This is a genomic window from Posidoniimonas polymericola (assembly GCF_007859935.1).
Lineage (GTDB): Bacteria > Planctomycetota > Planctomycetia > Pirellulales > Lacipirellulaceae > Posidoniimonas > Posidoniimonas polymericola.
The window spans coordinates 449333-460918 of the sequence record NZ_SJPO01000002.1; the positions used below are offsets into that span (position 1 = coordinate 449333).

General features: G+C 62.2%; 7 protein-coding genes. 6 read left to right on the forward strand and 1 reads right to left on the reverse strand.

The features are described 5' to 3' along the window. Position 1: 1 nt before the first annotated feature. A complete protein-coding gene (locus Pla123a_RS05715) occupies positions 2-1108 on the reverse strand; it encodes a LacI family DNA-binding transcriptional regulator (protein WP_197527707.1) in 1107 nt (368 codons plus the stop codon). 845 nt (positions 1109-1953) lie between these two features. Between Pla123a_RS05715 and Pla123a_RS05720 the strand changes: the two genes are divergently transcribed. From Pla123a_RS05720 to Pla123a_RS05745, 6 genes are all read left to right on the forward strand, one after another. Next, positions 1954-2919, forward strand: a complete 966-nt coding sequence (locus Pla123a_RS05720; RefSeq protein WP_197527708.1) for a DUF1559 family PulG-like putative transporter — start codon at positions 1954-1956, stop codon at positions 2917-2919. A gap of 98 nt (positions 2920-3017) precedes the next feature. Beyond that, positions 3018-3455, forward strand: coding sequence for a hypothetical protein (locus tag Pla123a_RS05725; protein ID WP_146584772.1), 438 nt, complete (start codon positions 3018-3020; stop codon positions 3453-3455). 144 nt (positions 3456-3599) lie between these two features. Further along, positions 3600-6227 carry a sulfatase-like hydrolase/transferase gene (locus Pla123a_RS24930; RefSeq protein WP_231956338.1) on the forward strand — a complete coding sequence of 876 codons (2628 nt, stop codon included), beginning with the start codon at positions 3600-3602 and terminating at the stop codon, positions 6225-6227. A gap of 176 nt (positions 6228-6403) precedes the next feature. After that, positions 6404-8689 carry a GH92 family glycosyl hydrolase gene (locus Pla123a_RS05735; RefSeq protein ID WP_146584774.1) on the forward strand — a complete coding sequence of 762 codons (2286 nt, stop codon included), beginning with the start codon at positions 6404-6406 and terminating at the stop codon, positions 8687-8689. A gap of 764 nt (positions 8690-9453) precedes the next feature. Then, positions 9454-10404, forward strand: a complete 951-nt coding sequence (locus Pla123a_RS05740) for a hypothetical protein (protein WP_146584776.1) — start codon at positions 9454-9456, stop codon at positions 10402-10404. Positions 10405-10552: 148 nt separating this feature from the next. Continuing rightward, positions 10553-11584, forward strand: coding sequence for a DUF1559 domain-containing protein (locus tag Pla123a_RS05745; protein ID WP_197527709.1), 1032 nt, complete (start codon positions 10553-10555; stop codon positions 11582-11584). Positions 11585-11586: the final 2 nt, after the last annotated feature.

Genomic DNA, 11586 nt, shown 5'->3' on the forward strand with positions numbered 1-11586 from the left:
ACTACCGAGACGCCTGGCGGCCTTTAGCTCTGGCGACAGGAGGGCCGGACGATTCTCCCTCGAGCAGCGGCAGGTTGGTTGGCTCGTAGAGCAACGGGTGCTTCCACTGACTCTTCGCGCCCCCCTTTTCGATCCAGTCGAGGCAGTTGCTGATGAACTCGGCGGCGTTGGGGCGTTCAAACGAGGTGATCGAGGGACTCAGGTACCTGCCGAGTCCCTCGTTGTCGATGGTGCACACGGACAGGTCGGTTCCGATTTCGATGCCGCGCGCCCTGGCTCCACGCACCACGCCGAGAGCCGCCGGCAGCGTAACGCAGTAGACGGCCGTCGCCCGGCCACGGTTCGACGCGAGCCAAGCATCAGCCGCCGACATCGCCCAGTGGAAAATGTTCTCTTCTGCTGAGCAAGGCTGATCGTGGAGTACTCCGTCGGGCAGTCCACGTTCGCTGAGCCACTCGCGCCAGGCGTCAATCCGCTTCTCGGTAATCGCGTTGTGGCCCTGGACATTCAAGCAGTCGATGCGGCTGTGCCCCAACTCGGCCAGGTGGTCCAGGAGAACAAACGTCTCGCGGGGCGGGAACAGCACGACCGAAGGCACGCCCAGGTCGGTCAGATCCTCTGACAGCGACACCAGTCCATCGGCGTTGGCGAAGAGGTTCGAGGTCCATTCGGGAATCGGCTCCGAGCTCGTGACCAGGAAGACCCCGTCGTACTCCCGAAGCGACTCGGTAATGATGGGATCATCCCAGTGGAGGTAGTTTTGCACTCGCACTCGAGCCTTGTGCGTTCGAGCCACGTGCTCCGATACCGAAAGCCACTGCTGAAGGTCGGGTGAGAACGAATCGGGCGCTAGCGATGGCGTCAAGAACGCGATCTCGACGGAGGGGCGCTCCTGGGCGACGCGCTTCAACCGCGGGCGGCAGTTGGGAGGCCGATCGACCAGCCCCCGCCTCTCGAGTTCTCCGAGCGCCTTACGCAGCGTGACGCGGCTCACGCCGCATTCATCGGCTAGGTCGCGCTCGGCCGGCAGGCCCCCTCGGGAATAGTCTCCGTTCGCGATGCGTCGCTCTAGCAGCTCGGTTACGTGAGTAAGTTTTGACTTCGCCATCGACCGCATTTCTCATTCAGCGTCCGCAGCATCAGCCCGACTGACATCGGGGGCGCTCTAGGTGGACAAACAATTCGACAGAAGATGCGCCCGTGCGGCCCGACCGCGAAGCGTACCCATGGCAGCTTTGGCGCAACGACGGGTCGGCCCGACTTCGGCGCCCCGGCTTCCCTAGCCCTCTCTTTTTTTCGGCAGTGTACTCATTGAAGTCAATGGAGTCTTGCCGAGCCCGCGGACCCCGTTGGGCAAGTGGGTCGTCGAACGCAACACCGAGCCTTCCTTCCTGGCCCCGCTTCCGAAAGAAATTCCTTTCTTTCTGATCGCAGGATGGTTGCGTTGTGTACCATTTTTGGTATAGTTGCGTCTGGCGGTGGGTCGCACGCGTTCTCATACTCACGACCTGCAGACCTGCTTTTCACTGTCTTTCGACCACTAGCTTCGGTCTTTCGATCAAGATTTGCTCTCCACTCTCAATGCGTCGTCATTCGGGCCTTAGCCCTCAGGCAACGCTGGCGGCGACCCGGCAACCAACCCATTCGATGGAGCTCGTCCAGCGGCCCAAGGGGCAGTCGGCCAAAGGCGAACTCGCAGGACAGGGGCAAGATCGTCCCACGGCGATTTTGCCCCTGCATTTCGTAGCCAACCACTTCTAAGGCCGTCATTTCAAGCCTTGCCCACGCCGCCTTGCGCCTGCGTCGATGATTCGAGCGGGGCTTGCGGGGAACTCGCTCTTACGAAGGAGACCCACTCCGATGCTTGACGAGAATTGGGATGCCCAGATGAGAGTCGCCACTCGGAGGCGAGCCGCGTTTCGCCGCGGGTTTACCCTCGTTGAGCTACTTGTGGTGATAGCCATAATCGGGGTGCTGGTGGCGTTGCTGCTCCCCGCGGTCCAGGCCGCGCGGGAATCGGCGCGACGCGCCCAGTGCATCAATCAAATGAAGCAGTTCGGGCTGGCGATCCTTAGCTACGAGACCTCCAACCGTGCATTCCCCCCCGGTTCGGTGACCTACGGGCTGTGGGGATTCCGCAATCCGGACCAGCATCCGTTCGACTGCCCTCGTTCCGAGTCCTCCAAGCACGATTGCAGCGGCGAGAACTGGGCGATTGAGTCGCTGCCCTACCTCGAGCAGCAAGCCCTCTACGACTTGTACGACCACGACGAGCACAACCTGGAGGAAGGCGACCCGGACGGAGACGGGCAGATCAACCAAAAGGTCCGCGACGCCCCGTTGGGCATCATGCTGTGTCCCACCGACACGTTCGCGAACGAATGGGGCGGCGCCATCGCCGCTGGTTCCTACAAGGCGGTCGCCGGCGTTATTACTCAGCAGGGAGGCTGGATCAACTGGACAAGCCCGTACGACGGTTCTGGCAACCCGATGCCCGACAAAATGAAAGAGGTTTGGAGCAGACGTGGGCTGTTCCACAACACCGGGGCGCCGGGCCTCGCCCCGTCGGAGATGCGGCACGTAACTGACGGAACGAGCAAGACCTTCATGGTGGGCGAGTTTCATGCTACCGGCGCCAACCCGCCGAGGCCTGCTTACTGGGCGCTGTCACAGCGATGGTACGCACGCGGTGAGGCCTTTGCCGACCCCCTTCTGAGGACGACGGACCTCGACAGCTGCCTCGAGAAGCTTGCTACCGTTCCGAAGTGGGCTTGCAGCCGGGCGTTTGGATCGACCCATGCCGGGAGCGGGGGCAATTGGCTGCGCATTGATGGCTCGGTCGCGTACGTCACGACGGATCTCAACGGAGAAATCTACGAAGCATTCGCAACCATTGCCGGCGAGGACGGGCTTCAATGACGCGTCTCCGAAGAAGCCCCGCTCGGGCCCGCGTTCGTATCAACCAACGGGAGCTAGGTGGCGCTACGCGTCGCGACCCGATCGCCAGCGGCCACTTCATGCCCGCTGCGTTGGGCGTTCTATTGCTGCTGGGCTCGGGCTGCAGCCCGTCGAAGTTCGATTTCGCCGACGTCGAGGGCCGCGTGCTTCTCGATGGCGAGCCTGTCAGCGATGCGAAGGTCGTTTTCATGCCGGTCGGCATGAATGAGGAAGGCGAATCGGGCCCCTATTCTCACGGGGTCACCGACTCAGACGGACGATACGCGCTGAAGACGCAAGACGAGGATGCCCGGAGCGGGGCCGTTGTCGGTCGGCACCGGGTAATCGTAAGCACGAAGCAGGCGCACCTAGACCCCAACACGATGGATCGCGAAATCATTGACGTCCCCGAGTCAATCCCGTGGAAATACACCTACTACAAGGAGACGCCGCTGGCGGTGGAGGTTCCGCCTGGCGGGACAAAGGACGCCGACTTTGTCCTGGAGTCTCCGCGCTAGCTGTGACGCTAGACCAACCTTGAATGGCGGAAACAGATGCCGCTCCAAACTAGAATCAGTCAACAGAGCGGTGGTGTGAGAAGGCCCGCCTGCGGTCCGGCCCCTGCGTGGACCTGTCGGGCCGCGGTTGCGGCGGTAGCTCTGTTGGCGGCGCTCGCTTCAGGGATCGCCGCAACCGCGGGCCAGCAGCCGCGGCAAACGCACCCAAACGTCGTCATCATCCTGGTCGACGACATGGGCTACGGCGACCCTGGCTGCTTTAATCCTGAGTCACGCATCTCTACCCCAAATATCGATGGGCTTGCCGTGGCGGGCATGAAATTCCTCGACGCTCACGCCCCGGGTCCGCTGTGTCACCTCTCTCGGTATGGGTTGCTAACGGGCCGCTACCCATTCCGCACCGACGTGACACGCTGGCCAACGGAGCCAGTGATCGAAGACGGACAAGAAACGCTCGCGACCCTCGCGAAACGTGCTGGGTATCACACCGCCATAGTCGGCAAATGGCACCTTGGGTTCAAGGAGCGGGGCTACGATCAGCCGCTCCACGGAGGTCCGGTAGACCACGGCTTTGAGACGTTCTTCGGCATGCGCGCGTCGACCGACATTCCCCCCTACTTCTACATCCGCGGCGACCGGGCGGTCGAAGTTCCGACCGACTCGGTCGAGGATGAGTTCTCCCCGGACTGGTCACCGATCCAAGGCCGTAGGCGACTTGGCGGAAAAATCGCGCCAGGCATGCAGCTAGACCAGACGCTCCCAAGATTCACCGACGAGGCCATTGCGGTCATTCGTGAACACGGCAAGAGCGGCAGGCAAGGGCCGCTGCTCCTCTACCTGGCGTACCCCGCGCCCCACACTCCGTGGCTCCCGTCGGCAGAGCATCGGGGGCAGAGCGACGCGGGCCTCTACGGCGATTTCGCCGAGATGGTCGATTCCGAAATCGGGCGCGTTACGTCTGAGTTGAAGGACTCAGGGATCTGGGACGACACCCTGATTGTATTCGCATCAGACAACGGCCCGTGCTGGTCCGAAAAGGATGTGCAGCGGTTTGGCCATGATTCGGCCGGCGGACTCCGGGGCATGAAGGGCGACGCCTGGGAGGCCGGCCACCGGATGCCGTTCATCGTGTCATGGCCGCGAGTCGTCGAGCCCGGCTCCTCGACAGAGCAGACCGTCTGCTTCACGGACCTGCTGGCGACGTTCGCGAGCATCGTCGGAGAAAAACTCGACGACCAAATCGCTGTGGACAGCTACAACCTCTTGCCGGTGCTCCTGGGGTTTCATCCAGACGAGCGGCCCATACGACCACCGGTGGTTACCCAAGCAGGGAGCGCTCCAGAGATGTTCGCGATCCGGGGCGGCAAGTGGAAGCTCATCACAGGCCTTGGGTCCGGAGGATTCTCGAAGCCGAAACGGATTGCCCAAGATAGCGATGGGCCATCCGGGCAGTTGTACGATCTCGATGCCGATCTGCGTGAAGAGCGAAACCTGTACGCGGAACGGCCCGGCGTCGTCGAGAGAGCGGTCGAGGCCCTCAACCTCACCAGGGCTCAGCCGACGCCGCGCACCTCGCTGATCCCTGGTGCGGTCGACGCCAGCGGACTCGATAGGAAGGTGATGTGCGGCTACCAGGCGTGGTTCAATACTCCCGACGATGGAAGCGCTCTTGGGTGGAAGCACTGGGCTCGTCGCGCAGGAGACCGGTTCGGGCCTGGCAATGCAACGGTCGATCTGTGGCCGGACGTGAGCGAACTAGACGCCGATGAGCGATTCGCGACCGGGTTCACGCTGGCCGACGGGACGCCGGCCGAAGTGTACAGCAGCGTCCATCCCAAGACGGTCCTCCGCCACTTCGGTTGGATGCAAGAGCATGGGATCGATGGCGTCTTCCTGCAACGATTCGCGAACGGCCTGAACGAAGGCCCCGTGCTTGAAAACAAGAACTCCGCACTGAGGAGCGTCCGCGGCGCGGCTCTCGCAACCGGCCGGGTCTACGCAGTCATGTACGACCTTTCGGGTTTGCGAGCCGGGGAGACCCAGCGCGTCTACCGGGACTGGGAGCGACTCTCGGAAGAAGAGCGGTTGACCTCCGATTCGCAGTACCTGTCTCACAACGGCAAGCCACTTGTAGCTGTGTGGGGCATTGGTTTCCACGACGGCGGCAAGCCACGAGACTATTCACTGGAAGAATGCCGGACGCTCGTCTCGCGTCTCAAGCAAAGCGGCTGCGCCGTCATGCTCGGTGTGCCGACAGGCTGGAGAACGTTGTCTCGCGACTCCGTCAAAGACGCCGCGCTGCACGAGATCATCCTGATGGCGGATGTCGTGAGTCCGTGGACCCCAGGCCGATACCGCGATCGCAACGGCGTGCGCGAGCACGCGAGGAATTGGTGGCAGCCGGATGTCGAGTGGTGCGAGAAGCACGAAGTCGACTATTTACCCGTCGTTTTCCCCGGGTTTAGTTGGCACAATCTGACGGGAGCAAAGCTCGCGGAGATACCGCGCGAGGGAGGACGTTTCCTCTGGTCGCAGTTCGTCGCGGCGAAGAAAGCCGGCGCGTCGATGGCGTATGTCGCCATGTTTGATGAAGTCGATGAGGGGACAGCAATCTTCAAGTGCACGAACAACCCGCCCGTGGGCGAGGGAGTTGACTTCCTGACCTACGAGGGGCTGCCCACCGACCACTACCTGTGGCTTACCGGTGAGGCAGGCCGCATGTTCCGCGACGAGCAGCCGGCGTCGGCAAGGCTGCCTGTGAGGGAGCGATGAGTTTCGCCAGAACCGACAGCGACCAGTTCGCCGCTTAGTGGCGGCGGCTCCCTACCAGGACGACACGATCTAGGACGAAACTCCGCTGAGATCCAATCCAGGCGGGTTGGGTTTGGGCTGGCCGCCCTGCATTTCAGCCTCCAAATTGAGAGTGAGACATCATCGGACCAATACTCATGAAGAACAGAACTCCCGTCTGCCTGCTGCTGCTTTCAGCCGCCCTCGCTTTGATCGCGATTCCGTGTAGCTTTGCGGAAGAGCAACCGCCCAGCAGGCTGACCCCCTTCGTCGATCCGCTGGTCGGTTCTGACGCCCATGGCCACGTTTTCGTAGGCGCCAGTGTGCCGTTCGGCGCGGTGCAACTCGGTCTGACGAACTTTCACCAAGGGTGGGACTGGTGCTCCGGCTACCACTTCTCCGACGACGTCGCGGTGGGTTTCTCGCACTTACACCTCAGCGGGACGGGCATTCCCGATTTAGGGGACATCGTCATCGCCCCCTTTGTCGGGGAGGTCAGCGTTGAGCGCGGCAGCCACGAGGCGCCGGAACCCGGCTACGCGTCACGCTACTCGCACGATCAGGAAACTGCCAAGGCGGGCTACTACGCGGTCACGCTGCTGGACGACGGTATCAGGGCCGAACTCACAGCGACGGAGCGGGTTGGCTGGCACCGCTACACTTTCCCGGCGGGCGTGATCCCACGCATCGCTCTGGACCTTGAGTTTGAGAACGGGAACGGCCGAGCGGTCGACACGGGTATGAGAGTGATAGACGCCGACAAAGTCGAGGGGCGCCGATTCTCCACCGGGTGGGCGAAAGACCAACGGGTGTTTTTTGCGTTGCAGGCGTCAGAGCCAATCGCGTCGGTCGAATTGTTCGGCAAGGGTGAAAGGATCAGCGAGTCGGATGGCGGCGCTAAGAACAACCCCGATGTAGCGGTGATGACTTTCGCTGAGGGGGTTAGGACCATCCTGTTGAAGGTGGGCGTCTCGCCCGTCAGCGAGGAGGGGGCGATGGCGAACATCCGCGCCGAAGCGCCGGGGTGGGATTTCGACGCCGCTGCGGCGGCCGCCGATTCTGCTTGGGAGAACGCCCTGAGTCGAGTCCGGTTCGATTCGTCGGACCAATCGCAGGTGCGGACATTCTACACGGCTCTCTACCACACGATGATCGCGCCTGTTCTGTACAACGACGCCAGCGGCGACTACCTCGGCGCCGATAAAGAGGTTCGACGCGAAGCCGGCCACGAGAACTACTCGATTTTCTCGCTGTGGGACACTTACCGGGCAGCCCACCCGCTGCTGACGCTGACCCAGCCTCAGCGGGTGCCCCAAATGGTAAACTCCATGCTGGCCATCAACCGCCAGCAGGGGAAACTTCCGGTTTGGCACCTGCTCGGGAATGAGACCGACACCATGGTCGGCTACCACGCCGTGCCGGTCATTGTTGACGCGATCCTCAAGGGCTTTGAAGGCATCGACGCCGAAGAAGCGTTCGCCGCAGTCAAGGCGACCGCCATGCGCGACGAGCGCGGGCTGAAGTTCATCAAGGAACGGGGCTACATCCCGGCCGACGCCATGCGCGAGTCGGTGGCTCTCGCCATGGAGTACGCCATCGACGATTGGGCGATCGCCCAGCTAGCGAGGCGCCTTGGCCAACAAGAAGACTACGACTACTTCCTCGAGCGGTCGCAGCACTTCCGGAAATACTTTGACGAAGAAACAGGGTTCATGCGCGGGAAACGATCCGACGGATCGTGGAACGCCCCTTTCGACCCCTTCTTCTCGAAGCACCGCGCAGACGACTACTGTGAAGGGAACGCCTGGCAGTACCTGTGGCTCGTGCCGCACGACCCCGAGGCGCTCATTGAGTTGTTGGGCGGCGCGGAACGCTTCGCGACGCGTCTCGACGAGCTCTTCGAGCAGGCGCCAACAAAGAACGCCGAGGCCTCGCTCGATATGTCGGGGTTCATCGGCCAATACGTTCACGGCAACGAGCCTAGTCACCACATCGCCTACCTCTATCCATACGCCGGCCAGCAGTGGAAGACAGCGGAACGCGTTCGTCAGATCATGGATCGAATGTATTCAGACCAACCCGACGGCCTCTGCGGGAACGAGGACTGCGGCCAGATGTCGGCGTGGTACGTCTTCTCGGCCATGGGGTTCTACCCGGTCGACCCGGTCGGCGGGCAGTACGTCTTGGGGAGCCCCATCGCTGATCGTGTGACAATCGAGCTAGACGGGGGCGAGAGTTTTCGAGTTGTCGCGAACAACAACACGCCCAGCAACGTGTACCTCCAATCCGCCGTCCTGAACGGCAAGCCGCTTGAAGGTCCGTTCCTTTCGCATCGGGAAATCGTCTCAGGTGGAGAACTTGTGTTGGAAATGGGCCCAGAGCCGAATCGAACGCTCTGGCACGCAGCGATGGCGCGTGCTCACAGGCCTGACAGACGCAACTGAGATTCACATCACAATCCTCGCTCCGGAACTGACGAGTAAGCGGCGAGGCTAGACCTGCCGCAGTTGGGAGTTTGGTCTGGAGCGCGTTGAGCCGCTTGGAGGCACTCTTCCTTGGCCTCCACGGCGACGCGGTGCGTGTGGCAGCAAGCTGGCCGAATAGCGTCTCGGATCCTCCCACGTGAAAGCGAGTGAATGGTGGGCACGGCGCCGCTTTGAACGCCCGTGCCGATCCACTGCCCTGCGTCGTTGGGCCGTTGGTGGAGGCAAGGGGTTCTCGATAGCTGGCAGAATTGGTCGTGTTTTTCTGAATTCAATTGACGAGTATACCAAACCTGGTATACTCAATTGTGGCTCATCTAGGCACGGTTTGTCGCCGACGCGGCCCGGGGCACTGGCAAGTTACCCGTAGCGAAACTCGTCTTACTACGACCTCGTCGAAATGACGCCCCTGCGATTCCGCGAGACTGGGCCCAGTAACGCTTCTTGCAGCCTCTGAAAACGCCGCAATCACAGCTCATCCAGTTTTTCCTCCTCCACGCGTCGCGAACGGCCGCGTCGGCTTCGCCTCTTTGTACAAAGGATTCTCACCGATGACCACTGTCCGTACTACGCGATTCTGCTTGCTGACGGCTCTCTTTCTTACAGCAGCGAGCAGCTCCTACGCTCAAGACGTGCTGAGGTACCGAACCGGGGGATCTTGGGGCGATATCTCTGACGGGACCATCGCAGGCTGGGGGTTCAACCCCGCTCTGCCCGGAACTCGCGTGCCTACGGGCACAGACGAAGCCCGAGTCAACTGGGGTGGCAGCACGGTGACTCTCGACTTCGAGGCCGAAACCTTCAACCGACTCTTGATCGGTGTCGACGAAGCAGGCGTCGTCGAAGTGCAGGACGGGGGCGTTCTGACAACCACCCAGGACGTCGTCGTGGGGAACAATGGCTTCACCGATGGCACGATGATCGTCAGCAGCGGCGGCGTTGTGAATGTCGGACGTATTTCTTGGGTCGCGAGAGGCCCGGTTGTCGGGGACGTGCTTGGATTCCTGACCATCGAATCGGGAGGCGTCTTTAATGTGGCCAGCCACCTTTGGTGGGGCAGCACCGGGATCGCCGAGGTCAGCATCAGCGGGACGCTGAACCAGACGGGGGGCATCCTGGGCCTGGGGAGCGCCGACTTCAACACCGTTGGCGGCACCGCGACGGTTAACGTTCTCAGCGGCGGCGAGATGAACCTCAACAACATCTTCACCACGGATGGAGAGACAAAATCGATTCAGCCCGGCTCGAAGATCGACATCCACGGGACGGGCCGGGTGACGCTGCCGGGAGATTTTGTCGACGCCCTGGGGTCTTACCGCGACGCAGGCTTGCTCCACGGCAACGGGACCCCGGGGGCAGTGACCATCGAGACCGAAGCCGGCGCTCTGCCCGACGGCGATTTCAACGGTGACGGCCTGGTCGACGCGGCAGACTACACCGTCTACCGTGACAACATCGGCAGCGTTGCTGGTTTGCCTAACGACGGTGGGCTCGGAGTGGTGGGCGACCTCCACTACGACCTTTGGGAAGCGAACTACGGTGCGGTGGCGTCGGTGCTGACCGTCGTTACAGCCGGCTTGCCCTCGGCGAGCATTTCCGCGGCTCCCGAGCCGACTTCCCTGATCCTGATCGGGATGCTCGGCGTTCTTGCGGGGCCGACTCTCCGGAGACGCTAGGCGCGAAGAGCAGTTCAACTGCGCCAGATTCTCTCATTAACGTCCCTCAGCGAGGGATGCCTGTACCGGTTTGCGCACAGCGGATCCCGCTGCTCGGCGCTCGGTGAGGTATTGCCTTCAAAGACCTCCTACGGAGTGTGGGTGCACTGTGATCTACCGTTCCCCGCGGAAGACCGGATTTACACTCGTCGAACTCCTCGTCGTGATTGCGATCATTGGAGTTCTCGTTGCCCTATTGCTGCCAGCAGTGCAGGCCGCTCGCGAGGCGGCCCGACGCTCGACCTGCGTCAACCAATTGAAGCAGATGGGGCTCGCGACGCTGAACTACGAGAGCACCGTTGGCGAGTTCCCAACCGGGGGGACGGAACCCTGGCACGACGAAGGCGACACAGACGTCAGGTTCGGAAACGGTTACGGCTGGATGGTCCAAATTCTTCCGTATGTCGAGAACACCAACCTCCAGAACGTGTCGAAGGGCTATGGAGAAGGCGACCAGCAGCTGGACCGGACGGTTCGCGCTACGCCGGTCTCCCTCTATAACTGCCCGTCCCGCCGTGGCTCGACGGTGGTGTACGAGCAATCGAACTCGGGGGCGCCCGTCAACGGGTGCGGAGGGGGCTGCGCCCTGGCCGACTACGCCGCCGCAACGCCCGCCAACATCCTCGACCTTTCGCGGCTGAGTCACGACCCTTGGTTCTGGCAAGGCCTCACACAGGGAAACGTCAATGCGGCCGCCAAGTCCAAGATCCTGCACCGCGGGCAGAGGTACCCAGTGAAGTACGAAGGGGTAATAACGAGGACCGGCATGTCGCCTCCGTGCAAGGCGAAGCACATCACCGACGGGCTGTCGAAGACCGTTGTGCTCGGTGAGAAGCGGTTGCACACCGACCGTTACGAGGTGGGAGCGCCCTATGACGACATCGGGTGGACCGACGGCTGGGACTTCGACACCGTGCGGTACACCGGCTACAAGCCGGGCCCCGACGTCCCAGAACCCATTGAAAACCCCACGCCTGTCGATCTCCGCGGTTATGGCTACCACTTCGGTTCCGCACACACAGGGGCATTCAACGCCTGTTTCGCTGACGGGCATGTGCAGCCGCTTAACTACGATATCGACATCGTGGTTTTCAACGCGTTGGGCTCCCGGGCGGATGGAGTGGTGACGGCGCCCTTCTGAAA